Genomic DNA, 25,904 nt, shown 5'->3' with positions numbered 1-25,904 from the left:
CATGGGCTACCACCTGCGCAAGATCGCCTTCTACCTGGCGGCGCTGTGGGCGGCGGTGACGCTGAACTTCGTCATCCCCCGCCTGCTGCCGGGCAACCCGGTGGACATCCTGATGGCCAAGCTCCAGCAGCGCGGCGGGTCCGTGGACCCGGCCGCGCGCCAGGCCTACGAGACGTTGCTCGGCACGGGCGGGCGCGAGTCGTTCGTGCGGGAGTACTTCGCGTACCTGGGCAACCTGGCGCGCGGGGACCTCGGGGTGTCGGTCAGCGCGTTCCCGGCGAAGGTCTCGGACGTGATCGGCGACTCGCTGCCGTGGACGGTCGTGCTGGTCGGGCTCGCCACGCTGATCTCGTTCGTGCTCGGCGTCGGGCTCGGTGCCCTGGTCGGCTGGAAGCGCGGCACCTGGCTCGACTCGCTGGTGCCCGCGACCACCATGTTGTCGGCGGTGCCGTACTTCTGGCTGGCGCTGATCCTCGTCGCGCTGCTCTCGTCGGGCCTCGGCTGGTTCCCGCTGAACGGCGGGTACGACGTGGTCCTGGACCCCGGCTGGAGTCCGGAGTTCCTCGGCTCGGCGCTGTACCACGGCACGCTGCCCGCGCTGACGATCGTCCTGTCGTCGGTGGGCGGCTGGCTGCTCGGGATGCGCAACATGATGGTGTCGGCCATGTCCGAGGACTACGTGCTGACCGCGCGGGCCAAGGGCCTGACCGGCAGCCGGGTCATGGTCCGGTACGCGGCGCGCAACGCCGTGCTGCCGTCGGTCGCCGGGTTCGCGATCTCCCTGGGGTTCGTGGTGTCGGGGTCGATCGTCACCGAGCAGGTGTTCTCCTACCCCGGCATCGGCTCGAAGCTCCTCCAAGCCGTGCAGAACAACGACTACGCGCTCATGCAGGGGATCTTCCTGGTGATCACGATCGCGGTGCTCGGCGCGAACCTGCTGGTCGACCTGCTCTACGGGTTGATCGACGCCCGCACGAGGGATCGGAGCACGGTGTCGTGACCAGGTCCGCGAAACTCACCACCGGCCTGGTCCTGGCCGGTCTGATCGTCCTCTTCGGACTCATCGGCCCGTTGCTGACCGGCGATCCCGCCACGATCAGGGACATCGGGCTCATCCCGCCCGGCGGCGACCACCTGCTGGGCACCACGATCACCGGCCAGGACGTGCTCGCCCAGCTCACCCACGCCACCCGCGGCTCGTTGTGGATCGGTCTGCTGGTCGGCGTCATGGCGACGGTGCTGTCCGGGGTCTTCGGCATCGTCGGCGCGTACGCGGGCGGGGTCGTCGACGAGGTGTTCTCGTTGTTCTCCAACGTGATGCTGGTGATCCCCGGCCTGCCGCTGGTGATCGTGGTGGCCGGGTTCGTGCCGGCGGACCAGCGCGGCACGTGGACGATCTCGCTGGTGCTGGCGATCACCGGCTGGGCCGCGGCGGCCCGGGTCCTGCGCGCGCAAACGTTGTCGTTGCGCAACAGGGACTACGTGGCCGCGGCGCGGGTGTCCGGCGAGAAGACCTGGCGGGTGATCTGCGTGGAGATCCTGCCGAACCTGCTGCCGATCCTCGCGTCCCAGTTCGTCTTCGCGGTCGTGCTGGCGATCCTGAGCGAGGCGGGGCTGTCGTTCCTCGGGCTGGGCGCGGCCGACTCCTCGACGCTCGGCACGATGCTCTACTACGCGCAGAACGGGTTCGCGCTGCAGCGGGAGGCGTGGTGGTGGTTCGTCCCGCCGGGGTTGATCATCGCGTTGTTCGGCGGTGCGCTGGCGCTCATCAACTTCAGCATCGACGAGATCATCAACCCGGCGTTGCGCGACAAGGCCCGGCGGCGCGGTGACGTCGTGGCCACCACGCCCGTGGTGGAATCCGGCGACGCCGTGCTCACGGTCCACGACCTCAACGTCGTCTACCAGGGCGCCTCACCCGTCCACGCGGTCAAGGACGTGTCGCTGACGTTGCGGCGTGGCGAGATCCTCGGCCTGGCGGGCGAGTCCGGCTGTGGCAAGACCACCCTCGCGTACGCGATCAACCGCCTGCACCGGCCGCCCGCCGAGGTCACCTCCGGATCGGTGGTGTTCGACGGGATCGACGTGCTGGCGCTGGACCCGGAGGAGCTGCGCCGGTTCCGCTGGGTCCGGTTGTCGATGGTGTTCCAGGGCGCGATGAACTCGCTGAACCCGGTCACCCCGATCCGCGCGCAGCTGCAGGACGTCCTGCGCACGCACCGGCCGTCGATGTCCTCCTCGGACCGCGAGGACCGGTGCGCGGAGGTGCTCCGGCTCGTCGGCGTCGACCCGGCGCGGCTCGGCTCGTACCCGCACGAGCTGTCCGGCGGCATGCGGCAGCGCGTGATGATCGCGATGGCGTTGCTGCTCGAACCGCAGGTCATGATCATGGACGAGCCCACCACCGCGCTCGACGTGCTGGTGCAGCGGGAGATCCTCAACGAGATCAAACGGTTGCGCGACGAACTGCGGTTCGCGGTCGTGTTCATCACGCACGACCTGCCGCTGCTGCTGGAGCTGAGCGACAGGATCGCGGTCATGCGCGACGGCGAGGTCGTCGAGTACGCGACGGCCGAGGAGATCTACCTGCGGCCCCAGCACCCCTACACGCGCCGGCTGCTGGCGTCGTTCCCCAGTCTGACCGGCGAGCGAGGAGCCCTGCTGTGACCGCGCTCGAAGTCCGCGACCTCTGCAAGACCTTCCATCGGCACCGCGCGGTCGACGGGGTCTCGTTCACGCTCACCGCCGGTCGGACGGTCGCGCTGGTCGGCGCGTCCGGCTCGGGCAAGTCGACGGTGGCGAGGATGATCGCCCGCCTGGTCCGCCCGACGTCCGGGGAGATCACGCTGACCGGGCCGGACGGCTCCCCCGTGCCGGACCGCGCCTACCGCGACCACGTCCAGATGATCTTCCAGGACCCGTTCGCGTCGCTCAACCCGTTCCACACGGTCGAACACCACCTCGCCCGGCCGTTGCTCCTGCACGGGCGGTCGCGGGCCGAAGTGCCCCACCTGCTGGAGCGGGTGAGCCTCAGTCCGGACTTCGCACGAAGGCGCCCGCACGAGCTCTCCGGCGGGCAACGGCAGCGGGTCGCGATCGCCCGCGCGCTCGCGCCGGGCGCGAAGGTGATCGTCGCGGACGAGCCGGTGTCCATGTTGGACGTCTCGATCCGGCTCGGCGTGCTGAAGCTGCTGGACCGGTTGCAACGCGAGGAGGACCTGGCCGTCCTCTACATCACCCACGACCTGGCCACCGCCCGGCACTTCTCCGATGAAGTCCTGGTGATGCACCAGGGCCGCGTCGTCGAACGCGGGCCGAGCGACGACGTCCTGCTGCGCCCGCAGGACCCCTACACCCGCCGCCTCGCGGCCGCCGCGCCCAACCCCGACACCCGTTTCCACCTGGGAGGTTCGTCTTGATCCGCCAGTACCTGCACGACGGCTGGCAGCTGACCGCGACCACGACCGAGGTGCCGGACAACGTCCGCGGCCGGACGGTGCCCGCGACCGTGCCCGGTGGCACGCACCTCGACCTGCTCGCGTCCGGGCTGATCACCGACCCGTTCCTCGACCGCGCCGAGGAGGAGCTCACCTGGATGCACCGCGCGGACTGGCGCTACGACACGACGTTCCTCGCCGCCGCCGTCACCTCCGGGCAGCGGGTCGACCTCGTCTTCGACGGCCTGGACACGATCGCCACCGTCGAACTGAACGGCGCGCTGGTCGGCCACACCGCGAACATGCACCGCGGCTACCGCTTCGACGTGCGGGAACTCCTGCGGGACGGCGCCAACGACCTCACCGTGTCGTTCTCCTCGGCGCTGACCCACGCGGAGAAGGTCGAGGCCGCGCTGGGCCGGCGTGAGCACGTCAACACCCACCCGTTCAACATGGTCCGCAAGATGGCGTGCAGCTTCGGCTGGGACTGGGGACCCGACCTGCAGACCGCGGGGATCTGGCGGCCGGTCCGCCTCGAACGCTGGCACACCGCGCGTCTCGCGCGGGTCCGCCCGGTCGTGACGGTCGCGGACGGCACCGGCCGGGTCGAGGTGCACGTCGACCTCGAGTGGGCTGAGGACGAGGACCTCACGCTGCAGGTCACCCTGGGCGCGCACAAGCGCACCGTCGCCGTCCCCGCCGGGCAGACGACGGTCATCGCCCGTGTCGAGGTGCCCGGCGCCGAGCTGTGGTGGCCGGCCGGGTACGGCGACCAGCCGCTCTACAACCTGGACGTCGTGCTGCGCACCGACTCCGAGCTGCTCGACAGCACGGCGAAGCGGATCGGGTTCCGCACGGTCACCGTCGACACGACACCGGACGAGCACGGCACGCCGTTCACCGTCTTCGTGAACGACCGGCCGGTGTTCGTCAAGGGCGCCAACTGGATCCCCGACGACCACTTCCTCACCCGGATCACGCGCGAGCGGCTGGTGCGGCGCGTCGACCAGGCCGTGGACGCGCACGTCAACCTGCTGCGGGTGTGGGGCGGCGGGATCTACGAGTCCGACGACTTCTACGACGTCTGCGACGAGCGCGGTGTGCTGGTGTGGCAGGACTTCGCGCTCGCGTGCGCCGCGTACCCGGAGGAGGAGCCGGTGCGCGGCGAGCTGGAGGCCGAGGCGCGGGAGAACGTCGCGCGCCTGATGTCCCACCCCTCGCTGGCGTTGTGGAACGGCGGCAACGAGAACATGTGGGGGTTCGCCGACTGGGGCTGGCCCGAGCAGCTCGACGGCCGCACGTGGGGCCTCGGCTACTACGACGAGCTGCTGCCGTCGATCGTGGCCGAGCTCGACCCGACCCGGTTCTACTGCCCCAGCAGCCCGTACAGCCCCGGCGAGCACCACCCGAACGACGAGGACCACGGCACGCGCCACGACTGGCAGGTCTGGAACGAGGTGGACTACCGGCGCTACCGCGACCACGTGCCGCGGTTCTGCTCGGAGTTCGGGTTCCAGGGCCCCCCGTCGTGGTCCACGCTCACCCGCTGGATCCACGACCGGCCGCTGACCCCGGAGTCGCCGAGCTTCCTGTTGCACCAGAAGGCGGAGGACGGCAACGGCAAGCTCGTGCGCGGACTGGCCTCGCACCTGCCCGTCCCCGAACGGTTCGAGGACTGGCACTGGGCGACGCAGCTCAACCAGGCGCGGGCCGTGGGCTTCGGCATCGAGCACTTCCGCTCGTGGTGGCCGCGCACCGCCGGTGCGGTCGTGTGGCAGCTCAACGACTGCTGGCCCGTCACGTCCTGGGCGGCCGTCGACGGCGAGGAACGCCTGAAGCCGCTCTGGTACGGGCTGCGGCACGCGTTCGCGCCGCGGCTGCTGACCTTCCAGCCGCGCGACGGCCGGACGGTGCTCATCGCCGTCAACGACCACGACGAGCCGTGGGACGCGCACCTCACCCTGGACCGGCAGACGTTCCGGGGCGTCACGCTGCACCTGACTAGACTGCGCCGGACGGTGCCGCCCCGCTCGGTCCTCGCCGTGGACCTGGACGAGGCGTTGCTGAGCACGGCGCACGAGGACGCGGAGGTGATCGTGGCGACCACTGCGGAGGCCCGCGCGATCCTGCCGTTCCGGGAGGACCTCGAGCTGGCGTACGACCCGCGTCCCCTCACCGCGCGGGCGGAGGCGGTGCGCGGCGGGTACGAGGTCGAGGTGCGCGCGGACTCGTTCGCCCGCGACGTGGCGGTGCTGGCCGACCGGGTCGCGCCGGACGCCGTCGTGGACGACGCGCTCGTGCCGATGCTCGCCGGGGAGGTGCGCGTGTTCCACGTCCGCACGGACGCCGCCGTCGATCCCGCGGCCTTCACCGGACCGCTGGTCCTGCGCTGTGCCAACGACCTCCTCGCGGTGCCCCGTGTCCGCTGAACCGACCGGCGCGGTCGGGCTGGTGCTCGCGCGGCCGGCCCGCCTGCTCGGCGTCGAGCCGTTCTTCATGGAGTTCATCGCGGGGATCGAGGAACGGCTGGCGGAACGCGACCTGTCCGTCCTGCTGCACGTCGTGGCGGACCACGGAGCCGAGATCGCCGCGTACCGCCGGTGGGCGGCGCGCGGCCTGGTCGACGCCGTCGTGGTGGTGAACCCGGTCGCGGACGACCCGCGCCCGCCCGTGCTGGCCGAGATCGCGCTGCCCGCGGTGGTCGTCGGTGACGATCCAGTGCTGCCGTCGGTCCGCACGGACCACGCGGGCCCGGTCGCCGAGGCGCTCGGGCACCTGCTCGGCCTGGGACACCGCCGGATCGCGCGCGTCACCGGCCCCTCGGCGTTGCTGCACACCCGGGCCCGCACCGAAGCACTGCTGGCGGGGTGCGCCCGAGCGGGAGTGGAGCCGGTGCTCGTGGAGGGCGACTACTCCGAGGAGGCGGGCGCGAAGCTCACCACCGCGCTGCTCACCGGGCCGGAGCCGCCGACGGCGATCCTCTACGACAACGACGTGATGGCGGTCGCGGGACTCGCCGCGGCCGCGGAGCTCGGGGTCGCGGTGCCGGACCACCTCAGCCTGGTGGCGTGGGACGACTCGACGTTGTGCCGGCTCGCCTCCCCCGCGCTCACGACGATGAGCGTGGACGTGCACCAGTTCGGTGTGTCGGTGGCGGAGTCGGTGCTGGAGCGGATCGACGGTGTGCCGGTCGTGCCGCGCTGGTCGCCGACGGCGAGGTTCGTACCGCGTGGCACGACGGCGGCCGCGTCCTCTTAGATGGCCGGGTGGCCTTTGACGCGGATGCCCGCTCGATCGTCCTGCGCCGCTACTGGCAGCACGTCATCGAGTTCGCCCTGCTGTGCGTCGCCGCCGTGCTGGGCCTGGTCCTCGGTGTCCTCGTGTCGCTGCCGCTGATCAAGCTCGGCGCACCGAAGGAGGTCTTCACCTACGCGCCGCTGGTGGCGGTGGCCGCCGTGTCGCTGCTCGGGGTGCTGTGGCTCGAGATCTGGTACCCGTACCGGCACGGCGGCTCGACCCCGGCGATGCGGTGGCTCGGGCTGAAGATCACGACCCTGCGCGGCGGCGAGCCGTCGTTGCGCGACTACTTCGTGCGGTGGCTGCTGATGGCCGTGGACGGGTTGCTGCTGGGGCTGGTCGGCGCGGTGCTGATCGCCGTGACGCCGCGCAACCAGCGGCTCGGGGACCTGGTCGCGGGCACGGTCGTGCGGCGCGTCACCTGAGCAGGCCGCCCCGCCAGGCCCAGATGGCGATCTCGGTGCGGTTGCGCGCGCCGATCTTGCCGCCGGCGTTGGTGACGTGCGTCTTCACCGTGGACAACGAGATGTTCAGGTGTTCGGCGATCTCGGCGTTGGTCAGGCCGCGGCCCACCGCCAGCACGACGTCGAGCTCGCGACCGGTCAGCGGGGTGCCCGCGCCGCGCTCGCCGCCCGCGGTGAAGTGCGCGAGCAGCCGCACCGTGACGGCGGGCGAGACCAGCGCCTCTCCCCTGACCGCCGCGTGCACCGCCTCCACCAGCAACCGCGGCCGCGCGTCCTTGACCAGGAACCCGCACGCTCCGGCGAGCAGCGCCGCGTAGACGTTCTCGTCGACGTCGTAGGTGGTCACGACCAGCACCCGCAACGGGTCCTCGACGCCCGGCCCCGCCAGCAGCTCGGTCGCCCGCAACCCGTCGAGCTTCGGCATCCGGATGTCCATCAGCGTCACGTCCGGGCGCAACCGGCGCGCCAGGCGGACCGCGGCCTCGCCGTCGGCCGCCTCGCTGATCACCTCGATGCCGGGCTCGGCGTCGAGGACCAGCCGGAAGCCGGTGCGCACGAGGGTCTGGTCGTCGGCGATCAGCACGCGGATCGTCATCAGATCCCCCTCGGCGGGTCGAAGTCCTCCGGCACGCGCGCGGTCACCCGCCAGCCGTCGCCGTGCGGGCCCGCGGTGAGCTCACCGCCCAGCGCGGTGATCCGCTCGGTCATGCCGGCGATGCCGTGCCCGCCTTCGGCCGGTGCGCCGGCCGGCACGCCGTCGTTGTCGACCTCCAGCACCAGATCTCCCTCCTCGGAACGCACGGCCACCCACGTGGACGTGGCACGGGAGTGGCGCCGGGCGTTGGTCAGCGCCTCCATCAGAACCCGGTGCAGCGCAACGGAGACCTGGGGCGGCAACCTCATGGCCTCGATCTCGTCGGAGATGTGCACCGGCGTCTCCCCCGCCGCCGCGCGCACGACGTCGCCCAGCACCAGGCTCGGCGACGGCAGCGGTGCGTCGCTGCGCAGCACGCCGACGAGTCCGCGCGTCGCGGTCAGCGCCTCGGCCGCCGCGTGCTCGATCTCGTCGTAGACCTCGGCGGGGTCCTGGGAGGGCACCGCCTGGGCCGCGCGGGTCCGGACCACGATGCCGGTGACGTGGTGCGCCACCAGGTCGTGGAGGTCCCTGGCGAGCTGCAGCCTGTCCTCGTTGCGGACGCGGTCCAGCTCGCGGCGGTGCCGGGCGTCGGCGTCGCGCAGGATCAGGCCCAGCGCCAGCGCGGCGCCCCACGCCAGCGCGGCGGCGACCGGGAACAGCGAGTCCAGGCCGTAGCGCACGACCGGGGCGAGCACGACGGTGACGCAGGCGGCGGTGGCGAGCACCGCCGCCCGCGCAGGAGGGAGCCGGCGGCATCCGGCGGCGGCCAGCAACAGCACCGCCAGCACCTCCGTCACCGGCGGTCGCACGGGAGCCCGTTCCACGAGCCCCGCGACCGCGGTCCCGGCGAGCGAGAGCGCGATCACCGCGCCCGCCAGCAGTTCGATCCTGCGGGGGAACCTGCGCCGCAGCACCGCGAGAACCGCGGCGGCCTCCCCCGCGTACGGCACGACCATCGTCAGCAACGGCCCCAGCACGCCTCGCGGGGCGTCCCCGTCGACCGCGAGCACGGCGTCCGCGACCACCGCCGACGCGAGCGCGACGACCTCCGCCACGAACACGCTGCGCCGCGCCGGTGTTCCGGTCATACCGGCATTCTCGCGCCCGCTCCCCCGACCGGTTACCCCGCCCTCTTGACGGTGTCGAAGTAGACGTTGGACGCCGGCAGGTAACTCGCGATCACCGCCAGTGCCGCCACCGCCGCGCCCCCGTACGCCGGGAGCGTCGCCGACCCCTCGCCGACGAACAGCGACCCCACCTGGAACACGGTGAACACGGTCAGCAGCACCCTGGCCCAGTTGCGGCCCGACCGGAGTTTGAACGCGAGCCACAGCTGGACCAGCGCGATCACCACCGCGATGGTCGCGAAGGTCACCTGGGTGACGGTGGCCGCGCTCTGCAGCTGCTCCTCGGTCATCGACGTCCCCGACGACCTCAGCGCGTCGACCAGGTCGTCGCGCGTGCCCACTAGGACGCCCACGGACGTCACCGCGAAGACGCACGACACGAGGAATCCGACGAACGCCGCGACGACGGTGCCCGGCGGCGTGGTCCTGCCCGTTGCAGTAGTCATGATCACGACCGTAGGAGCGCCTGGAAGTCGTTGCACCACAGCGGATCGGCATCTCGTACTTTCGGACGAGAGCCCGGTTGCGGCGGTGTCGCGGCACCGCCAGCATGCCGGGCTCGTCCGTCGCGTCAGCGGGTCAGGGCGACGCGGGTGAAGTCGACCGGGACGTCCAGGGCGACGTTGATGTAGTTGGTGAACACGTTCAGGGCCACGTGCGCCACCGTCTCCACGATCTCCTCCTGGCTCAGCCCGGCGTCGCGCGCGGCCTGGACGTCGGTGTCGGCGATCTGGCCGCGCTTCTCGACCAGGGCGGTGGCCAGGGTGAGCACCGCGGCGGCACGCGGGTCGTCGGACCTGCCGCTCTGCGCGTTGCTCATCTCCTCGGCGGTGGCACCGGCCTTCTTGCCGAGCATGGTGTGCGCGGAGAGGCAGTAGTCGCAGCGGTTCCGGTCGGCGACGGCCACGGCGACCATCTCACCGAGCTTGGCGCCGAGCGCGCCCTTGCCCAGTGCGCCGAACTGGGCCCACATGCTGGTCAGCGCGGCGGGCGAGTGGGCGACGGCCTTGAACATGTTCGGCACGACGCCGAAGGCTCCCTTGATCTGCGCGAGGGTCTCGGCGCGCTCGTCGGTGATCTGGTCGGGGTTGGTGAGTTCGACGCGGGACATGGTGGTTCTCCTTCGTGTTGGGGTGTGATCAGGTGCAGGTGCCGTCGAGGGCGCAGACCGCGGGAGGGACGGCGCCGTCGAGCAACCTGGTGACGGCCGAGGCGAGCGACATGTCGTCGACCGGGCCGAGTTTCTGGCCGCGCAGCATGCCGTCGCGGTCGATGAGGACCGTGGTGGGCGTGCCCTGCATGCGGTAGCGGCTGAAGGTGACCGGCGCCGGGTGCGCGCTGCGCAGCGCGTCGACGCCGACCGGGAACGGGATGCGGTACTCGTGCAGGAACGCCTCGAGGCTCGTCGGGGTCATGGCCCTGTGGTGTTCGAACACGGTGTGCAGGCCGATGACGGCCAGTTCGTCACCGAAGGTCCTGGACAGCCGCACGGCCTGTGGGAGGGCGTGGCTGACGCAGCTCGGGCAGAGCATCTGGAACGCTTCGAGGACCACGACGCGGCCGTGCAGCTGGGCCAGGTTCAACGGCTCGCTGTTGAACCATTCGGTGGTCTCCCAGGGCATCGCGGGCGTGAGCAGCCCGCTCGACGGGGACAGCAGGAGGCTCACGGTCTCACCAGGCCCGGCCGGCGTAGGGCTGCGACCAGAGCGCGACCTGCAGCGTGACGGCCTTGAACCAGGCCTGGTGCATGGCATCGACCTGCTCGGCGTCGTGGCCACCTGCGGCGAGGAACGGCCGGATGGTCGCGGTGATCGGGTAGATGAACGCGATGATGTGGCGCAACGGGATGTGCGGCACCGAATCGGCGTGGTCGGTCTGGTTCTTCTTCGGCTCGGTGTGCCGCAGGGCGATCTCCTGCTGGTAGGCGAGCCAGCGCTCGTCGTACGGGCGCGTGCAGGTGTCGGCGATCCAGCGGGCGAACCTCGCCCGCACCCGCGCCAGGTAGTCGTCGATCGGCGTGCCGTCCGGCGTGGAGAAGTAGGCCACGAGGTGCGGGTGGGAGCCGACGAACCCGTACCAGACGTCCAGCACCTGCTCGATCTGTCCACTGAGGACCTCACCGGCCAGGCGCAGCGCCTCCTCGTCCGCCGGTCCGAACAGGACGCTCGCCTTCAGCAGCGCGAGGTCCGCCGGCGTGACCGGCGACGGCGCGAGGCCGGGGTCGTCGTGGGTGTAGCCCGGGACGGGTTCGGGAGACGTCATGTCGCTTCCTTCGCGATGTCGGAGTTCCGCGGTGGGGATGTCCACAGCGTGCCACAAACTAGGTAGGACTCCTACCAACTTATTCAGATGGGTGATCCAGGTCTCAACGGGGAATGCACGTACGATCGCCGTGGAAAGTCCCACTGGCGAGGCGGAACGCATGACAGACACCGACGGCACGGCCGGGCTCGACCGGCGGCTGGCCGACGCGCTCGAGCGGCTCGGGCACGGCATGCGTTCACTGGCCCAGCGCACGGCGCGGGAGCACGGGCTGTCGCCGTTGCAGCAGCAGGTGGTGCTCGCGCTGTCCCGCCGGTCGCAGCCGCGCGGCGAGGTGGCCGCGCTCGCGGCCGAGTTCGACGTGACGACGCCTACGATGTCCGACGCGGTGACCGCGTTGGAGCGCAAGGAACTCGTGACCCGCTCACCGGGGACGGACGGCCGCCGGCGCACGCTGGCGCTGACCGGCACCGGTGAGGAGGTCGCACGTGGACTGTCGTCCTGGGACGATCCGCTGACGGCGGCGCTCGCGGGGATCTCCGAGCAGGACAAGGCGGTCACGCTGCACACGGTGCTGCGCGCGATCGCCGACCTGCACCGCGCGGGCGTGGTGAGCGTGACGCGCATGTGCACGACGTGCCGGTTCTTCGGGCGCGACGAGTACCCCGAACCGGACGCACCCCACCACTGCCACCTGCTGCGCATGCCGTTGCCGCTGAACGGGCTCCGCACGGACTGCCCGGAACACGAACCGGCCGACGCGCCGACCCGGCGCAGGCGCGGCTGAGGCTCAGCCTCCCAGCCGCGCGGCCTGGTCCTCCAGGTCGCCGTCGACCCTGCGGCGCAACGACTTCACCCACGACTCGGGCAGCACGCGGGCGTGCCGGAGCAGCCGGCGCACGGCGACCTCGTCGTCGCGGTCGACGTTGAGCACGCGGTGCACCTCGGCCGCGGTGATCCCGTGCGACGGCCTGGTCGTGAGCTCCAGCGCGTCCCCCGCCGCGAGGCGTCCCGGCCGGAGGACCCGGCAGTAGAAGCCGGTGCGGCCCGTGTTCTGGGTGCGCACGGCCATGTCCTTGACCCCGTGGTGCGCCGCGAGCTTGTAGCAGGGCCGGCGGGGCTGGGTGACCTGCAGCAACACCGATCCGACCGAGTAGACCGATCCGAGCACGACGTCGCTCTCCAGCAGTCCGGACGTCGTGAGGTTCTCGCCGAACGCGGGCGTGGCGAGCGGACCGACCTCGTCCGCCCAGGCCGCGTAGTGCTCGCCGGGGTAGAGCAGCACCGCCTTGTCGGGCCCGCCGTGGTTCTCGCGGTCGCCCTGCTCGTCGCCCGCCAGCCCGAGCGGACCGACCTCGACGGCCCCGGACACGGGTGACTTCGCGATCGCGGAGGCCACCGGGCGGCCGCGCCACGGCAACGGCCGCACCACCCCCGTCGACACGACCGACACGTGCGCACCGCTCATGGGAGGACCTCGTTCCTGGAACCGTTCTTGTCTTCGGGGCACCCAGCATGCCACAGTGTGGCTAGGAGTCCTAACTACTTGGAGTGTACGTGGTCGCAGCAGACCCGGTCGCCGCCCTGCGCGGGGCCTCGCTGAGGGTGACGAAGCAACGGATCGCGGTGCTGGTCGCTCTGGAACGGCACCCGCACTCGGACGCGGAACACCTCGCGCGGGTCGTGCGCGAGGACCTGGGTTCCGTCTCCACGCAGGCCGTCTACGACGTGCTGACGGCGTTGTCGGAGGCACTGCTGGTACGCCGGATCGAGACGGGGCCGCGGGCGCTGTTCGAGCTGCGCGGCCACGACCACGACCACGTGCTGTGCCGGGAGTGCGGCGCGCTGGCCGACGTCGAACCGGCCGTCACCCCGCAGCACCTCCCGCAGGCGCACGGGTTCCGCGTCGACGAGACCGAGGTCCTGCACCGGGGTCTGTGCCCCGCGTGCCGGCCCGGCGTCCAGATCCCCTGATCGGAGAAGGTCCACCTGATGTCGTTCGAAGACAACACCAATCCCCTCACCACGGCCGCCGGCGCCCCGGTGGCGGACAACCAGAACAGCCTCACCGCCGGTGCGCGCGGACCCGTTCTGCTGCAGGACCTGTGGTTGCTGGAGAAGCTCGCGCACTTCGACCGCGAGGTCATCCCCGAGCGCAGGATGCACGCGAAGGGCTCCGGCGCGTTCGGCACGTTCACCGTGACCGGCGACCTGACCGCCTACACGAGTGCGGCACTGTTCAGCGAGGTCGGCAACCGGTGCGAGATGTTCGTGCGGTTCTCGACCGTGGCGGGCGAGCGCGGCGCGGCCGACGCCGAACGGGACATCCGCGGTTTCGCGACCCGCTTCTACACCAGCGAGGGCAACTGGGACGTCGTCGGCAACAACACGCCGGTCTTCTTCTTCCGCGACCCGCTGAAGTTCCCCGACCTGGCCCGCGCGGTGAAGCGCGACCCGAGGACCAACCTGCGCGACCCCGAGAACAACTGGGGCTTCTGGACGAACCTGCCCGAGGCGCTGCACCAGGTGACGATCGTCATGAGCGACAGGGGGATCCCGCGCTCCTACCGGCACATGCACGGCTTCGGGTCGCACACCTACAGCATGATCAACGCCGAGGGCGTCCGGCACTGGGTCAAGTTCCACTTCCGCACGCGGCAAGGGATCGAGAACCTCACCGACGAGCAGGCCGGTCAGCTGATCGGCCGCGACCGCGAGTCGCACCAGCGCGACCTCTTCGACGCCATCGAGCGCGGCGACTTCCCGGCGTGGAAGCTCTACGTGCAGGTCATGCCGGAGGCCGACGCCGCCACGTACCGCTTCCACCCGTTCGACCTCACGAAGGTGTGGAGCAAGGAGGACTACCCGCTGATCGAGGCGGGAGAGATGCGACTGGACCGCAACCCCGGCAACTACTTCGCCGACGTGGAGCAGGCCGCGTTCACCCCGGCCAACGTCGTGCCCGGCATCTCGCTCAGCCCGGACAGGATGTTGCAGGGCAGGCTCTTCTCCTACGGCGACGCGGCGCGGTACCGGCTGGGCGTCAACCACCACCAGATCCCGGTGAACCACCCGAACGGCGCCCGGCTCGTGAACACCTACCACCGCGACGGCGCGATGAGGGTCGACGGCAACCAGGGCGGCGTGCCGGGGATCGAGCCGAACAACTTCGGCCGCTGGGCCGAGCAGCCCGCCTACGCCGAGCCGGCGCTGGCCGCGGGCGGGGTCGCCGACCGGTTCGACTTCCGCGAGGACGACTCGAACTACTACGAGCAGCCGGGAGATCTGTTCCGGCTGATGACCGGGGAGCAGCAGCAGGCGTTGTTCGGCAACACCGCGCGGGCGATCAAGGGTGCTCGCAAGGAGACCGTCGAACGGCACATCCACCACTGCACCCAGGCCGATCCGGCCTACGGCGAGGGCGTGCGCAAGGCCTGCGAGGCGATCGGCGCCCTGTGACGGGTGTGGTGCGTGCCCCGCACGGGAGCACGCACCACGTCCGCGTCCTAGCCGAAGTTCACGTCACTGCACCACATGTAGGTCTGGTCGAGGTGGGACGCCTGCCAGATCGTGAACACCACGTGGTGGCCGCGGTACGTGCCGTTCGTCTGGACGTTGAACCGGATGTCCTTGGCCGGCGCGAACCTCCCCGTCTGGGTGACGAGGTCGAGGTTGCCCCAGCCCAGCCGCTGCGTGGTGGGGTCGAACCCGTTCTTGCTGACGTAGACCCGGAAGTAGTCCGCGCCATGACTCGCCTGGTCGTACAGGTGCATCTCGAAGTTCGCCCCCAGGTTGGTGGTCTTCCACCGGCCCGGGGTGTTCAGGGAGTTGTTGCGCGACAGCGCGTTGCTGCACAGCTGACCGTCCGGAGTGGATCCCTGGAAGTTGCCGCGCAGGCCGTCCCGCAACGCGCTCATCCAGTTCCACATGGTGTCGGCGTTGGCCTGGAACGCCTGGTAGCACATGGGGTCCTGCTGCTGCATGGCCGGATTCGTGTGCTGGCTGCCCCACGTCTGCCAGCACTGGTAGGCACGGGTGGCCGGACCGACGATCGTGCCGTGAGCCGACGCGGCCGGAGTCCACAGGAACGTGCAGACCAGTGCGCCGATGACGACGGCGACGAGACCGCGCCGTCTGGTGGAGAACCCGGAACTGCGCATGACAAGCCTCCGATCTTCGCTGATCGAGCGGCGGCGGATTGGGAGCGCTCCCAGAACAACAACCCTAGCGGTGACCCTCAGAGACCACAATGACACGAGGAGTTATGACGACATTCGGAGCAGCCGGTTCGTACCCCGGGCGGAAAAGCGCCATCATGCGAACGTTCCAGCGCGCCCCTAGCGTGAGGGCATGTCCCTGATCTTCTCCAGTGTCGTCGACGCTCCCCTGGACGAGGTGTTCGCCTGGCACGCGCGGCCGGGCGCCATCCACCGGCTCACCCCGCCGTGGCAGCCGGTGGGCGTCGTGCGCGAGGCGGAGTCCCTCGACGGCGGGCGCGCGGTGCTGGGGCTGCCGCTCGGACTGCGCTGGGGCGCCCGGCACACCGCTTTCACGCCACCGCACCGGTTCGTCGACGAACTGGACTCCGCGCCTCTGAAGTGGGCGCTGAAGTGGCGGCACAGCCACGAGTTCGCGGCGGAGGGCGACGGGACGCGGATGACCGACCGCGTGGACACGCAGGTCCCCGGCGTGTTCCTGCGGTCGATGTTCGCCTACCGGCACCGCCAGCTCGCCGCCGACCTGGCCGCCCAGGCGTCCGCGCGGAAGGCGGGCGACCGGCCGATCACGGTCGCGGTCACAGGTGCCAGCGGGTTCGTCGGCACGGCCCTGTGGTCGTTCCTCAGCACGGCGGGCCACCGGGTCGTGAAGCTGGTCCGCCGCTCCCCCACCGGTCCTGACGAGCGGCGCTGGGACCCGGACCGCCCCGCGCCGGACCTGCTGTCCGATGTGGACGCCGTCGTGCACCTGGCGGGCGCGTCGATCGCGGGCAGGTTCACCGACGCCCACCGCCGGGAGATCCGCTCCTCCCGGATCGGCCCGACCAGGGCACTCGCCGACCTGGCCGCCGCCACCGGCGTGCCGGTGTTCGTCAGCGCGTCCGCGATCGGTTTCTACGGCGCCGACCGCGGCGACGAGGAGCTCACCGAGGAAAGCGAACGCGGCGAAGGCTTCCTCGCGGACGTGGTCGCCGACTGGGAGGCCGCCACCGCACCCGCCGCGGCGGCCGGCGTGCGGGTGGTCACCGTGCGCACGGGGATCGTCCAGTCACCCGACGGCGGCACGCTGCGCCTGTTCCACCCGCTGTTCGCCGCGGGCCTCGGCGGAAGGCTCGGCGACGGCCGGATGTGGCAGTCGTGGATCGGCCTGGACGACGTGGTCGACGTCTACCACCGCGCGCTCTACGACGAGTCGCTGCGCGGCCCGGTCAACGCCGTCGCCCCGGAGGCCGTGCGCAACAGCACCTACACCACCACGCTCGCGAAGGTGCTGCACCGCCCGGCGTTGCTGCCGGTGCCGTCGTTCGGGCCGAAGCTCCTGCTCGGCGAGGAGGGTGCCCGCGAACTGGCTGGGGCGAGCCAGCTCGTCAGGCCCGCCGTGCTGACCGGGGCCGGGCACGCGTTCCGCCACCCGGACCTCGAGTCGGCGCTGAAGCACGTGCTGGGCCGCTGGTCGTAGTGATCACGAGCTAGGACGCGGATCCGGCGTGCACGAACACCTCGTTCGCGCCCAGCCGCGTGAACAGGTCCTGGTCGGCCGGGTCGCGCACCGCCGCCACGACGGTCGCCGTCGCGTTGAGCCCGCGCACGACCATCGTGATCAGCAGGCCGTCCAGGTCGTCGGGAACGGCCACGACGACCCGCTCCGCGAACTGCACCCCGGCCTGCTGCAACGCGCACATGTCCCGCCCGTCACCCCGTACGACCGTGGCACCGTTGGCGAGCGCACCGGTCAATGCAATGTCATCGGGGTCGAGCACGGCGATCGTGGCACGGTCGACCGGCACGTGTCTCAGGACGTCCAGCGCCGCGTCTCCGTAGCCCACCACCACCGTGATGCCGATCATCGTGGTTCCTCCCTGGTTGACTCATCGCGAACCTGACAGAGGGGATGCCCCGGTGCGGCTGGACTTGAACAGCTTCTTCGACCCGGACCTCGCACGGCACGTCGAGGAGTCCAGGACCCAGAACGCGAGGAGGGGAACCCGCCGCGGTCCCTCGGGCCCCGCGGAACTGCAGGAGATCCGCGCCGCGACCAGGGCGTCCGAGCACTCCACGCCGATCGAGCACGACGGCCGCCGGACCCACGTGCGGATCTTCCGCCCGGACGGCCACCCCCGCGGCGTGTACCTGCACTTCCCGGGCGGGGGCTTCTACCTCGGCTCCACCCCGCAGGACGACGAGCGCGACCAGCGGCTCGCCGACGCGCTCGGCATCGCGGTCGTGGCCGTCGACTACCGCCTCGCCCCGGAGAACCCCTGGCCGGCCGCACCCGACGACGCGGAGACCGCGGCCCGCTGGCTGGTCGCCCACGCCCACGAGCACTTCGGCACGACGAAGCTCGCCATCGGCGGCTTCTCGGCGGGCGCGACCCTCGCCGTGACGACGTTGCTCAGGCTGCGCGACCACCCGTTCACCGGCGCGGTTCTCCAGTTCGGCACGTACGACCTGAGCGGCCGCACCCCCGCGGGCAGGCTGATCGCGGACGAGTACTTCATCCAGGCCTACGCGGGCGACGCGCCGGACCGGACGGACCCCGACATCTCCCCCGTGTACGGCGACCTGCGCGGCCTGCCGCCACTGCTGGTCGTCGTCGGCGCGCTGGACGTCCTGCTGGAGGACAACCTCGCTCTGGCGTCCCGGGTGGTCGCGGCGGGCGGCGAGGTCGACCTGCGGGTGTACCCCGAGTCGCGGCACGGCTTCACCAACCGCGACACGACGATCGCCCGGCAGGCGCGGTACGACGTGCGGCGGTGGCTGGCGGACCGGCTCTCGTAGAACGCTGGACCGGGCCTCCCGTCCCGCCTGCCACCGGACGCCTTTCCGCGAGACGCGGCTACGCCAGGTGGATGCCCAGATCGGTGCGGCCGGGCGCCAGGTCCTCCCGCAACGCGCGCGTGTCCGCGTACTCGCCGTCGCGCAGGCGCCGGAACAGCCGCGGCCGTTCGTCCTCGATGCCACCGAGCCTGGCCGCCAGGCGCTCCACCTGCTGCTCGACGCCCTCCGCGTCGAGCGAGTCGGCGTCGTGGACGACGTGCAGGTCGAGCGCCTCGACGCCGCAGTACCAGAGGACGCCGTGGGTGATCGGGAAGAGCAACGACTCGAGGTCGCCGCTGATGCCGCGCGGACCGATGGAGCGCTCGTCCTCGCCTGCGGTGACGACGACCAGCGCCTTGCGCCCGACCAGGCCGCCGTCGCCGTACCGGCGGGGCACGCCGCGTTCGGGATCCAGGTCACCGTAGGCGAACCCGCTGGTGAGGACCCGGTCGAACCAGCCCTTGAGGATCGCCGGCGGCCCGTACCACCACAGCGGGAACTGCAGGACGAGCAGTTCGGCGGCCGCGAGCTTCGCCTGCTCCTCCTGAACATCGGCGGGCAGCTGGCCGCGGGCGTAGGCCTCGCCGGCCAACTCCGCGATGTTGCCGGGGCGGTCCGCCAGGTCCCCCAGGTCGCGGCGGGACAGCACGGGGTCGAAGTCCTGGGCGTAGAGGTCGGAGACCGCGACCTCGTACCGCTGCGACAGCGCCTTGGTCCCGGCTTGCAGGAGGCGGTCGTTCAGCGAGTCGCGGCGCGGGTGCGCGTACACCCACAGGGCGGTTCCGGGCTTCGGCGGATGAACGATGGTCATGCCGGCAAGTCAAGCCGCGAACGGCACGGCTCGGAATAGGTGAACGTCTCGCGCTCATGTGTGTGCGTCCGCGCCGGCGACCAGGGACACTCACGGGCGCGAACGACCCCCTGGGCCCGGCACCGTAGTTCCTGAACACAGGAACACGAGGAGCCGAGGACATGCCCACCATCACGCTGACCCAGCAGACCACCGCGACGCCCGAGCAGTTCGTCGCCGGCCTCACCGACTTCGGCCCCGGCCGTGCCGAGCTCTTCCCGAACAGCGCCGACGCGGACCTTCGGGTGCACGACAGGGGCGACGTGTTCGCCGACGTCACCGAGGGCTCGGGCGGCATCTGGGAGCGCCTGCACTACGACTGGTCGAACCCCGAGCGGATCGTGCTGACCACCGTGGACTCCAACGTGTGGGGCGGGCGGTCCGGCCACACCTACACGTTCACGAAGAACGCGGACGGCACGACGCTCGTGCACGCGGAAGTGGTGCGGGAAGGCAAGAACCTCAAGGGGAAGCTGCTCGGGCTCTCGCTCGGGCTGCTCGGCAGGAAGGTGCTCGGCGGCGCGCTCGAGAAGACCGTGCGGGCCGTCGAGTCACGGGGTTAGGTAAGGGTGCCCTGGGTCAGCGCGCCGGTGGGAGCTAACGTAGCCCGTCGTGAGCATGGTCGTGGAGCAACGCGGGCTCGACCCCGCGCCCGCGCTGGAGGGCCCGCACCGGCGGCGGCGCCTCTGGCTGGCGGGGCTGCTGGTGTTGCTGGCCGCGGCATCGGTGTTGTCGCTGGTGGTCGGCGCCCGGTCGCTCACGCCTGCCGAGGTGTGGCAGGGGTTGTTCGGCGACCCCGCCGGGGACCAGCGGCTCACCGACATCACGCTGATCGTGCAGACGCTGCGGGTGCCGCGGACGGTGCTCGCGGTCGTCGCGGGCATCGGGCTCGGTGTCGCGGGGGCGTTGATCCAGGGCCACACCCGCAACCCCATCGCGGACACCGGGCTGCTCGGCGTCAACTCCGGGGCGTCGTTCGCGGTGGTGCTCGCCGTGTCCCTGTTCGGGCTGCAGAGTCCGTTGCAGTACATGTGGTTCGCGTTCCTCGGGGCCGCGGCGGCGGGGGTCGTGGTGTTCGGGCTGTCGAGCCTCGGGCGCGGCGCGGGCAACCCGCTGACGCTCGCGCTCGCCGGGCAGGGCGTCACGTTGTTCCTGGCGGCCATGACGACGGCGGTCGCGCTGGGCAGCACCCAGGCGCTCGACGTGCTGCGGTTCTGGAACGCGGGTTCGGTGCAGGGCGTCGGGTTCGACGTGATCTGGGTGGCGGCGGTCTTCGTCGGCGTCGGGCTCGTCCTGGCGCTGCTCAACCTCCCGGTGATCAACCTGCTGAACCTCGGTGACGACGTCGCGCGCGGTCTCGGCGTGAACATCGCGGCGGGACGGACCATCGGTGTGGTGGCGGTCACGCTGCTCGCGGGCGCCGCCACGGCGGCGTGCGGGCCGATCGCGTTCCTCGGGCTGATGGTCGCGCACATCGCGCGGTGGTTCACGGGGCCCGACTACCGCTGGCTGGTGCCGTACGCCGGGCTGCTCGGCGCGATCGTGCTGCTGCTCGGCGACATCGCGGGCCGGCTCGTCGCGCGGCCCGCGGAACTGCAGGCGGGCATCGTCATCGCCCTCATCGGCGCCCCGTTCTTCGCGGTGCTGGTCTGGCTCGGGAAGTTCAGGCAGGCATGAGCAACGCACTCGAAGCACCCGACCTGCACCGCGGCGTCCGCGTCGGCGGCTGGTCCTGGGTCTGGCGGCCGTGGATCGTGCTCGTCACGGTCGTGCTGGCCGCGCTGACGTTCCTGGTCTTCTCGGTGTCGATCGCGATCGGCGACTTCACCATCGAACTGCCCGCGGTGTTCAGGACGCTGGTCGGGCAGGGCGAGCGGGTCGACGAGTTCGTGATCATGGACCTGCGGATGCCCCGGGCGCTCGTCGGTCTCATCGCGGGTGTCGCCCTGGGCATCTCCGGCGCGCTGACCCAGTCGATCGCGCGCAACCCGCTGGCCAGTCCCGACGTGCTCGGCATCACCGGCGGCGCCAGCGCCACGGCCGTCTTCGTCGTCACGGCGAGCGGCGGCGCGGCGATCGCGAACTCGATCGGGCTGTCCGCCGCGGCGCTCACCGGCGGTCTGCTGACCGGGTTGCTCGTGTACTTCATGGCCTGGAAGAAGGGGATCGACGGGTTCCGGCTGATCCTCATCGGCGTCTCGGTCAGCGCGGTCATGCAGGCGGTCACGACGTGGCTGCTGGTGCTGGCGGACATCCGCGACGTCGCCCGCGCGCAGCGGTGGCTCGTCGGGTCGCTCGACTCGCGGTCGTGGTCCGAGGTGTGGGCGTCGCTGTGGATCATGGCGGCGCTGGTCCTCGTCGTGCTGGTGGTGTCCTTCCAGTTGCGGCCCATGCACTTCGGTGACGACGTCGCCGCGGGGCTCGGCGTCCGCTACTCGGCGGTGCGCGCGGTCCTGCTGCTGTGCGCGGTGCTGCTGGCCGGTGTCGCGGTCTCGGCCGCCGGTCCGGTGCCGTTCGTGGCACTCGTCGGGCCGCAGATCAGCATGCGGCTGATGCGCACGCCCGTGCCGCCGCTGATCGCGTCCGGGCTCTTCGGCGCGTTGCTGCTGATCGGCTCCGACCTGGTCGCGCGGACGGTGCTGCCCAACGACCTGCCCGTCGGCATCGTGACGGCGATCATCGGCGGACCGTTCCTCGTCTACCTGCTGGTGCGGGCGAACGTGAAGCGGGCTGCCTGAGGACGGGCTTCCGGCATCGGCCACCGGGTGAGGCGTTGTTCACGCGTCAGACGCCTTTTCGCCTCCTCGGCAACGTGCGGGCCTTGGCGTCGTCGAGCGCACGGATGATGGCGGGCCGTTCGGACGGCTTGGTGCCGCGCAACGCCACGACCTTGGTCGCTGCTCCGCCCGCAGAGCCCTTCCGGTCACCTGCCGCCTGCGTCACCTTGACTGGATCGACACAACAGAGGACAGGCTTCGTTAAGTAAGGTTGCCCTATGACCGCGCTGCGCAACGATGCCGCCCGACTGGGGGCCGAGGGTGTCACGGTCGGGTACGCCGACCGGGTCGTGCTCGACAACCTCGACGTCGCCATCCCGACCGGGGTGATCACCACGGTCATCGGCCCCAACGGCTGCGGCAAGTCGACGTTGCTGCGCACGCTGTCCCGGCTGCTCAAACCGCGCCAGGGCACGGTGCTGCTCGACGGGCACGACATCGCGCGGCTCAGGACCAAGGACGTGGCGAAGCGGATGGGGCTGCTGCCGCAGACGCCGATCGCGCCGGAGGGCCTGACGGTCGCCGACCTGGTCGCGCGCGGCCGGCACCCGCACCAGAGCTGGGTGCGGCAGTGGTCGAGCGATGACGCGGACGTGGTCGCGAAGGCGTTGCACATGACCGGCGTGGCGGACCTGGCGCACCGCCCGGTCGACTCGCTCTCGGGCGGGCAGCGGCAGCGGGTGTGGATCTCGATGACGCTCGCGCAGGGCACCGACCTGCTGCTGCTGGACGAGCCGACGACGTACCTCGACCTCGCGCACGCCATCGACGTGATCGACCTCGTCGACGACCTGCACGAGAGCGGCTGCACGATCGTGATGGTCCTGCACGACCTGAACCTCGCGGTGCGGTACAGCGACAACCTGATCGTGATGAGGTCCGGGTCGATCGTGGCGCAGGGTCATCCGAGCGAAGTGATCACGAGCGAGCTGTTGCTGGAGACGTTCGGCCTGCAGGCCAAGGTGATCGACGACCCGGTGAGCGAGCGGCCGTTGATCGTGCCGATCGGGCGGACCCACGTGGTATCGAAGAGTGACCAAGACCTTGGTTAGCCTGCCCTAACTGGGTGATAAGGTTCGGCTGTCCTAATTTCCCCCGCCGCGTGGGCAGCGAAGAACGAGGTGCCGAATGGGCCAGAGAACGACCATGACCTGGAAGCGACTGACCGCTGTGGCAGCAGCCGCAGTCGTCGGTGCCAGCGTCCTCGCCGGGTGCGGTTCCTCCACGCCTGAGACGAACTCCGGCACGAACAACGCCTCCGGTGGCACGTTCCCGACCACGGTCGAGCACTTCTTCGGCACGACGGAGATCAAGGAGGCGCCGAAGCGCGTCCTCTCCCTCGGCTACACCGACGACCAGACGCTGCTCGCGCTCGGCGTCGTCCCGGTCGGCATGGTCGACCAGTACCCGAACCCCGAGGGCACCAAGCCCGACATCAACACGCAGTGGGCCTGGGTCAAGGACAAGTGGGGCTCGACCACGCCCGAGGTCGTCATGAAGAACGGCGACACCGAGCCGAACTACGAGAAGATCGCGCAGCTGCGCCCCGACCTGATCGTCGCGGTGTACTCCGAGGCCGACCAGGCCTGGTACGACAAGCTGACCAAGATCGCACCGGTGGTCGGCCGCACCAAGGCCGAGAAGGAGCCCTTCAGCGCGAAGTGGCAGGACAACGTGCTGCAGATCGCGAAGGCGGTCGGCAAGGGTGACGAGGGCGCGAAGCTGATCAAGGGTCTCGACGACAAGCTCGCCGAGGCCAAGAAGGCCAACCCCGGCTTCGCGAACGAGACCGCCACCGTGGTCACCTGGTACAAGGACGCGGTCGTCCCGTTCACCACCACCGACGTTCGCGGCCAGCTCGTGTCCGGCATCGGGTTCAAGGGCAACACGAAGGTCGACGAGCTCGCCGGCGGCAGCTTCACCGCCCAGCTCTCGCCCGAGCGCATCGACGTGATCAACACCGACCGCATCTTCGTGATCGCCGACAAGGCGGACGCGGACTCGCTGAAGAACTTCCAGCTCTTCGCGAACCTGCCCGCGGTCAAGGCCGGCAAGGTCCACTACATCCTCGACAGCGAGGGCCCCGCGGTCGGTGCCGCGATCTCGCAGGCCACTCTCGCGTCCCTGCCCTACGCGATCGACGAACTGGTGAAGGCCGCCAAGTCCGGCGCCTGATCCACGCACAACCCCAGCGAAAGGCCTCTCCTCGTGACCACGAGCGTCTCCGGCGTGCCGTCGAAGATCCTGCGCACGGCGTCCGGGCGGGAGGCCTCCCGCTGGCTGCTCGACCACTGCCGCACCGCCCCCGCCCTGCCGATCGCCACCGTCGTGGCGACGGTGGCGGGGGCGTTGCTGCAGATCGTCCCGGTGTTCCTGCTGGGCACCGTCGTCGACGGGATCGTGCAGGGGCGCGACGCGTCGATCCTCTGGTCGATCGGAGTCGCGACCGTCGTCTCCGCACTGGCGGGGGCGGTCATGACCGCGGTCTCGACCTACCTCGTCGGCCGCGTGGGCGCGGAAATGCTGGCGCGCCTTCGGGAAGGCGCCGTCCGCGCGGTGCTCGGGATGCCGAGCGCGCGGATCGAGGAGGTCGGCCGCGGTGACGTGCTCTCGCGCGTCGGCGACGACGTCGCGATCATCTCCAAGGGCTTCCGCACGGCCATCCCGACGATCTTCTCGGCGGTCGTGCTCGTGATCATCGCGACCATCGGCATGTTCGGGCTCGACTGGCGCCTCGGCCTCGCCGGCGCCTGCGCGTTGCCCGCCTACTGGTTCGCGCTGCGGTGGTACCTGCCGCGGTCGCAACCGCTCTACCGCGCCCGGTCCGAGGCGCAGGCCGACCGCGCGCAGGCGTTGATCAGCGGCCTCGACGGCATCGCGACCGTGCGCGCCTACCGGCTCGAGAACGCGTTCCGCGACAAGGTGACCGCGGAATCGTGGCGGGTGCGCGACATCGGCATCGAGGTCTTCCGGTTCTTCGGCCGGTTCATCGGCCGGGAGAACCGCGCCGAGTTCATCGGCCTCGGCCTGATCATCGTCGTCGGCTACTTCCTCGTGACGAACGGGGAGTCGTCGCTCGGCCAGGTCTCCGTCGCCGCGTTGCTGTTCCACAAGCTGTTCGTGCCGCTCGGTCTGATCATGGCGTTCTTCGACGAGGCGCAGAAGTCCGGCGCCGGGCTCACCCGGCTGGTCGGCGTGCTCACCGAGTCCGACGGCGACCAGCTCGTGCGCAGCGCCGTGGCCGTCGACGCGGACGCGAAGCCGCTTCCGGTGTCGGTGCGCGGGCTTTCCTTCCGCTACCCCGAATCCGAGCACGACGTGCTGCGGGACGTCGACCTCGAGATCCCCGCCGGCACCTCGCTCGCCCTGGTCGGCGCGACGGGTGCGGGCAAGACCACGCTGGCCGCGCTGGTCGCGGGCACCGGCACCCCGCTGACCGGATCCGTGCACATCGGCACCTCCGACCTGGCGGAGCTCGACGAGGCGGGCGCTCGCGCGCTGGTCAGCATCCTCACCCAGGAGGCCCACGTCTTCGCCGGTCCGCTGGCCGAGGACCTGCGTCTCGCGGCACCGGACGCGACCGACGACGAGCTCATGGACGCGTTGCGGACCGTGGGCGCCGACTCGTGGGTGAACGCGTTGCCACAAGGCTTGCAGACCGACGTCGGCGAGGGCGGCGAGCGCCTCGACGTGACCAAGGTGGCCCAGATCGCGCTGGCCCGCCTGGTGCTCGGCCGCTCCCCCGTCGTCGTGCTGGACGAGTCGACGGCCGAGGCGGGCAGCCAGGGTGCCGCGGCACTGGAACGCGCCGCGCTCGCCGCCTGCCGGGGCCGCACGACGCTGCTGGTCGCGCACCGCCTGACCCAGGCCATCGCCGCCGACCGCATCGCCGTGCTCGACGCGGGCCGTGTGCTGGAACAGGGAACGCACGAAGAACTTGTCGCGCGTGACGGGCGTTACGCGGCACTTTGGGCCGCTTGGCGATTCGGATCCGCAAATACTTAGGTTAGGCTACCTTC

The 25,904-nt window shown here is 71.1% G+C and carries 28 protein-coding genes; 17 read left to right on the top strand and 11 right to left on the bottom strand.

Translation table 11 applies throughout. The features are described 5' to 3' along the window. Position 1: 1 nt before the first annotated feature. From BMY74_RS24800 to BMY74_RS24775, 6 genes are read left to right on the top strand one after another with little or no spacing between them, the layout of a single operon-like run. A complete protein-coding gene (locus tag BMY74_RS24800) occupies positions 2 to 1,000 on the top strand; it encodes an ABC transporter permease (RefSeq protein ID WP_089920045.1) in 999 nt (332 codons plus the stop codon). Further along, positions 997 to 2,667, top strand: coding sequence for a dipeptide/oligopeptide/nickel ABC transporter permease/ATP-binding protein (locus BMY74_RS24795; RefSeq protein ID WP_089920043.1), 1,671 nt, complete (start codon positions 997 to 999; stop codon positions 2,665 to 2,667). Before BMY74_RS24800 ends, BMY74_RS24795 begins: the two co-directional genes overlap by 4 nt. Then, the gene (locus tag BMY74_RS24790; protein WP_089920041.1) at positions 2,664 to 3,419 is read left to right on the top strand and encodes an ABC transporter ATP-binding protein; all 756 of its coding nucleotides are present in this window, start codon (positions 2,664 to 2,666) and stop codon (positions 3,417 to 3,419) included. The genes BMY74_RS24795 and BMY74_RS24790 overlap by 4 nt, the downstream gene beginning before the upstream one ends. Beyond that, the gene (locus BMY74_RS24785) at positions 3,416 to 5,866 is read left to right on the top strand and encodes a glycoside hydrolase family 2 protein (protein ID WP_089920039.1); all 2,451 of its coding nucleotides are present in this window, start codon (positions 3,416 to 3,418) and stop codon (positions 5,864 to 5,866) included. The genes BMY74_RS24790 and BMY74_RS24785 overlap by 4 nt, the downstream gene beginning before the upstream one ends. After that, entirely contained in the window at positions 5,856 to 6,695 is an 840-nt protein-coding gene (locus BMY74_RS24780) for a LacI family DNA-binding transcriptional regulator (protein ID WP_089920037.1), read from the top strand. The genes BMY74_RS24785 and BMY74_RS24780 overlap by 11 nt, the downstream gene beginning before the upstream one ends. Before the next feature lie 8 nt (positions 6,696 to 6,703). After that, entirely contained in the window at positions 6,704 to 7,159 is a 456-nt protein-coding gene (locus BMY74_RS24775) for an RDD family protein (protein WP_177229905.1), read from the top strand. On the opposite strand, the gene BMY74_RS24770 is transcribed toward BMY74_RS24775, so the two are convergent. The 6 genes from BMY74_RS24770 to BMY74_RS24745 all read right to left on the bottom strand — a co-directional run bounded on the left by BMY74_RS24770 (position 7,152) and on the right by BMY74_RS24745 (position 11,224). Then, positions 7,152 to 7,793, bottom strand: coding sequence for a response regulator (locus BMY74_RS24770; protein WP_089920033.1), 642 nt, complete (start codon positions 7,791 to 7,793; stop codon positions 7,152 to 7,154). The genes BMY74_RS24775 and BMY74_RS24770 overlap by 8 nt on opposite strands. Next, positions 7,793 to 8,923: a sensor histidine kinase gene (locus BMY74_RS24765; RefSeq protein ID WP_245786336.1), complete on the bottom strand. Its 1,131-nt coding sequence runs from the start codon at positions 8,921 to 8,923 to the stop codon at positions 7,793 to 7,795. Before BMY74_RS24765 ends, BMY74_RS24770 begins: the two co-directional genes overlap by 1 nt. A gap of 32 nt (positions 8,924 to 8,955) precedes the next feature. Further along, positions 8,956 to 9,408, bottom strand: coding sequence for a hypothetical protein (locus BMY74_RS24760; protein WP_143091695.1), 453 nt, complete (start codon positions 9,406 to 9,408; stop codon positions 8,956 to 8,958). 125 nt (positions 9,409 to 9,533) lie between these two features. Continuing rightward, complete coding sequence (locus BMY74_RS24755; protein WP_089920029.1) at positions 9,534 to 10,073, bottom strand: carboxymuconolactone decarboxylase family protein; 540 nt, start codon at positions 10,071 to 10,073, stop codon at positions 9,534 to 9,536. Between the two features lie 28 nt (positions 10,074 to 10,101). Continuing rightward, positions 10,102 to 10,629 carry a TlpA family protein disulfide reductase gene (locus tag BMY74_RS24750; protein WP_218159724.1) on the bottom strand — a complete coding sequence of 176 codons (528 nt, stop codon included), beginning with the start codon at positions 10,627 to 10,629 and terminating at the stop codon, positions 10,102 to 10,104. 4 nt (positions 10,630 to 10,633) lie between these two features. Continuing rightward, a complete protein-coding gene (locus BMY74_RS24745) occupies positions 10,634 to 11,224 on the bottom strand; it encodes a protoglobin domain-containing protein (protein WP_089920027.1) in 591 nt (196 codons plus the stop codon). 160 nt (positions 11,225 to 11,384) lie between these two features. Here BMY74_RS24745 and BMY74_RS24740 point away from each other — a divergent pair, with 160 nt between their 5' ends. Beyond that, positions 11,385 to 12,011 (top strand): MarR family winged helix-turn-helix transcriptional regulator, encoded by a 627-nt coding sequence (locus BMY74_RS24740; RefSeq protein WP_089920025.1) that lies wholly within the window; start codon positions 11,385 to 11,387, stop codon positions 12,009 to 12,011. A 3-nt stretch (positions 12,012 to 12,014) separates the two neighbouring features. Here the strand turns inward: BMY74_RS24740 and BMY74_RS24735 are convergent, their stop codons facing one another. After that, positions 12,015 to 12,692, bottom strand: a complete 678-nt coding sequence (locus tag BMY74_RS24735) for an MOSC domain-containing protein (RefSeq protein ID WP_089920023.1) — start codon at positions 12,690 to 12,692, stop codon at positions 12,015 to 12,017. 89 nt (positions 12,693 to 12,781) lie between these two features. Here BMY74_RS24735 and BMY74_RS24730 point away from each other — a divergent pair, with 89 nt between their 5' ends. After that, positions 12,782 to 13,198, top strand: coding sequence for a Fur family transcriptional regulator (locus tag BMY74_RS24730; RefSeq protein ID WP_089920287.1), 417 nt, complete (start codon positions 12,782 to 12,784; stop codon positions 13,196 to 13,198). An 18-nt stretch (positions 13,199 to 13,216) separates the two neighbouring features. Further along, on the top strand, positions 13,217 to 14,683 hold the full coding sequence (locus BMY74_RS24725; protein ID WP_089920021.1) for a catalase: 1,467 nt from the start codon (positions 13,217 to 13,219) through the stop codon (positions 14,681 to 14,683). A gap of 47 nt (positions 14,684 to 14,730) precedes the next feature. Here the strand turns inward: BMY74_RS24725 and BMY74_RS24720 are convergent, their stop codons facing one another. Beyond that, a complete protein-coding gene (locus tag BMY74_RS24720) occupies positions 14,731 to 15,384 on the bottom strand; it encodes a lytic polysaccharide monooxygenase auxiliary activity family 9 protein (protein ID WP_089920019.1) in 654 nt (217 codons plus the stop codon). A 190-nt stretch (positions 15,385 to 15,574) separates the two neighbouring features. Between BMY74_RS24720 and BMY74_RS24715 the strand changes: the two genes are divergently transcribed. Next, on the top strand, positions 15,575 to 16,900 hold the full coding sequence (locus BMY74_RS24715) for a TIGR01777 family oxidoreductase (protein ID WP_089920017.1): 1,326 nt from the start codon (positions 15,575 to 15,577) through the stop codon (positions 16,898 to 16,900). Between the two features lie 10 nt (positions 16,901 to 16,910). Here the strand turns inward: BMY74_RS24715 and BMY74_RS24710 are convergent, their stop codons facing one another. Continuing rightward, the gene (locus tag BMY74_RS24710) at positions 16,911 to 17,288 is read right to left on the bottom strand and encodes an NAD(P)-binding protein (protein ID WP_089920285.1); all 378 of its coding nucleotides are present in this window, start codon (positions 17,286 to 17,288) and stop codon (positions 16,911 to 16,913) included. 52 nt (positions 17,289 to 17,340) lie between these two features. Here BMY74_RS24710 and BMY74_RS24705 point away from each other — a divergent pair, with 52 nt between their 5' ends. Continuing rightward, positions 17,341 to 18,219: an alpha/beta hydrolase gene (locus tag BMY74_RS24705; protein WP_245786335.1), complete on the top strand. Its 879-nt coding sequence runs from the start codon at positions 17,341 to 17,343 to the stop codon at positions 18,217 to 18,219. A gap of 58 nt (positions 18,220 to 18,277) precedes the next feature. Here the strand turns inward: BMY74_RS24705 and BMY74_RS24700 are convergent, their stop codons facing one another. Then, positions 18,278 to 19,069 carry an NAD(P)H-dependent oxidoreductase gene (locus tag BMY74_RS24700; protein WP_089920015.1) on the bottom strand — a complete coding sequence of 264 codons (792 nt, stop codon included), beginning with the start codon at positions 19,067 to 19,069 and terminating at the stop codon, positions 18,278 to 18,280. Positions 19,070 to 19,230: 161 nt separating this feature from the next. Here BMY74_RS24700 and BMY74_RS24695 point away from each other — a divergent pair, with 161 nt between their 5' ends. The 3 genes from BMY74_RS24695 to BMY74_RS24685 are packed head-to-tail and all read left to right on the top strand — an operon-like array spanning position 19,231 to position 21,846. Next, positions 19,231 to 19,671, top strand: a complete 441-nt coding sequence (locus BMY74_RS24695) for an SRPBCC family protein (protein ID WP_089920013.1) — start codon at positions 19,231 to 19,233, stop codon at positions 19,669 to 19,671. Between the two features lie 55 nt (positions 19,672 to 19,726). Beyond that, positions 19,727 to 20,785: a FecCD family ABC transporter permease gene (locus BMY74_RS24690; protein ID WP_089920011.1), complete on the top strand. Its 1,059-nt coding sequence runs from the start codon at positions 19,727 to 19,729 to the stop codon at positions 20,783 to 20,785. Further along, the gene (locus tag BMY74_RS24685; RefSeq protein WP_089920009.1) at positions 20,782 to 21,846 is read left to right on the top strand and encodes a FecCD family ABC transporter permease; all 1,065 of its coding nucleotides are present in this window, start codon (positions 20,782 to 20,784) and stop codon (positions 21,844 to 21,846) included. The genes BMY74_RS24690 and BMY74_RS24685 overlap by 4 nt, the downstream gene beginning before the upstream one ends. 46 nt (positions 21,847 to 21,892) lie before the next feature. Here BMY74_RS24685 and BMY74_RS45200 read toward each other — a convergent pair whose 3' ends face one another. Further along, the gene (locus tag BMY74_RS45200; protein WP_177229904.1) at positions 21,893 to 22,051 is read right to left on the bottom strand and encodes a hypothetical protein; all 159 of its coding nucleotides are present in this window, start codon (positions 22,049 to 22,051) and stop codon (positions 21,893 to 21,895) included. A gap of 52 nt (positions 22,052 to 22,103) precedes the next feature. On the opposite strand from BMY74_RS45200, the gene BMY74_RS24680 reads away from it, so the two are divergent. The 3 genes from BMY74_RS24680 (at position 22,104) to BMY74_RS24670 (ending at position 25,890) form a co-directional block, all read left to right on the top strand. Beyond that, positions 22,104 to 22,937, top strand: a complete 834-nt coding sequence (locus BMY74_RS24680; protein WP_089920007.1) for an ABC transporter ATP-binding protein — start codon at positions 22,104 to 22,106, stop codon at positions 22,935 to 22,937. A 94-nt stretch (positions 22,938 to 23,031) separates the two neighbouring features. Beyond that, positions 23,032 to 24,060 (top strand): iron-siderophore ABC transporter substrate-binding protein, encoded by a 1,029-nt coding sequence (locus BMY74_RS24675; protein ID WP_218159723.1) that lies wholly within the window; start codon positions 23,032 to 23,034, stop codon positions 24,058 to 24,060. Between the two features lie 33 nt (positions 24,061 to 24,093). Next, positions 24,094 to 25,890, top strand: coding sequence for an ABC transporter ATP-binding protein (locus BMY74_RS24670; RefSeq protein WP_089920002.1), 1,797 nt, complete (start codon positions 24,094 to 24,096; stop codon positions 25,888 to 25,890). Positions 25,891 to 25,904: the final 14 nt, after the last annotated feature.

Source organism: Lentzea albida, assembly GCF_900111005.1.
GTDB classification, from domain to species: Bacteria; Actinomycetota; Actinomycetes; order Mycobacteriales; family Pseudonocardiaceae; genus Lentzea; species Lentzea albida.
The sequence above is the reverse complement of the archived record's forward strand: the minus strand, read 5'-3'. Positions and strand labels throughout refer to the sequence as shown.

Excerpts from the sequence above, each read along its gene's own strand:
- BMY74_RS24800 (WP_089920045.1), top strand. The coding sequence starts at position 2 with ATGGGCTACCACCTGCGCAAGATCGCCTTCTACCTGGCGGCGCTGTGG.
- BMY74_RS24770 (WP_089920033.1), bottom strand. The coding sequence starts at position 7,793 with ATGACGATCCGCGTGCTGATCGCCGACGACCAGACCCTCGTGCGCACC.
- BMY74_RS24765 (WP_245786336.1), bottom strand. The coding sequence starts at position 8,923 with ATGACCGGAACACCGGCGCGGCGCAGCGTGTTCGTGGCGGAGGTCGTC.
- BMY74_RS24760 (WP_143091695.1), bottom strand. The coding sequence starts at position 9,408 with ATGACTACTGCAACGGGCAGGACCACGCCGCCGGGCACCGTCGTCGCG.
- BMY74_RS24755 (WP_089920029.1), bottom strand. The coding sequence starts at position 10,073 with ATGTCCCGCGTCGAACTCACCAACCCCGACCAGATCACCGACGAGCGC.
- BMY74_RS24745 (WP_089920027.1), bottom strand. The coding sequence starts at position 11,224 with ATGACGTCTCCCGAACCCGTCCCGGGCTACACCCACGACGACCCCGGC.
- BMY74_RS24740 (WP_089920025.1), top strand. The coding sequence starts at position 11,385 with ATGACAGACACCGACGGCACGGCCGGGCTCGACCGGCGGCTGGCCGAC.
- BMY74_RS24735 (WP_089920023.1), bottom strand. The coding sequence starts at position 12,692 with ATGAGCGGTGCGCACGTGTCGGTCGTGTCGACGGGGGTGGTGCGGCCG.
- BMY74_RS24725 (WP_089920021.1), top strand. The coding sequence starts at position 13,217 with ATGTCGTTCGAAGACAACACCAATCCCCTCACCACGGCCGCCGGCGCC.
- BMY74_RS24720 (WP_089920019.1), bottom strand. The coding sequence starts at position 15,384 with ATGCGCAGTTCCGGGTTCTCCACCAGACGGCGCGGTCTCGTCGCCGTC.
- BMY74_RS24715 (WP_089920017.1), top strand. The coding sequence starts at position 15,575 with ATGTCCCTGATCTTCTCCAGTGTCGTCGACGCTCCCCTGGACGAGGTG.
- BMY74_RS24710 (WP_089920285.1), bottom strand. The coding sequence starts at position 17,288 with ATGATCGGCATCACGGTGGTGGTGGGCTACGGAGACGCGGCGCTGGAC.
- BMY74_RS24700 (WP_089920015.1), bottom strand. The coding sequence starts at position 19,069 with ATGACCATCGTTCATCCGCCGAAGCCCGGAACCGCCCTGTGGGTGTAC.
- BMY74_RS24695 (WP_089920013.1), top strand. The coding sequence starts at position 19,231 with ATGCCCACCATCACGCTGACCCAGCAGACCACCGCGACGCCCGAGCAG.
- BMY74_RS24690 (WP_089920011.1), top strand. The coding sequence starts at position 19,727 with ATGGTCGTGGAGCAACGCGGGCTCGACCCCGCGCCCGCGCTGGAGGGC.
- BMY74_RS24685 (WP_089920009.1), top strand. The coding sequence starts at position 20,782 with ATGAGCAACGCACTCGAAGCACCCGACCTGCACCGCGGCGTCCGCGTC.
- BMY74_RS24680 (WP_089920007.1), top strand. The coding sequence starts at position 22,104 with ATGACCGCGCTGCGCAACGATGCCGCCCGACTGGGGGCCGAGGGTGTC.
- BMY74_RS24675 (WP_218159723.1), top strand. The coding sequence starts at position 23,032 with ATGACCTGGAAGCGACTGACCGCTGTGGCAGCAGCCGCAGTCGTCGGT.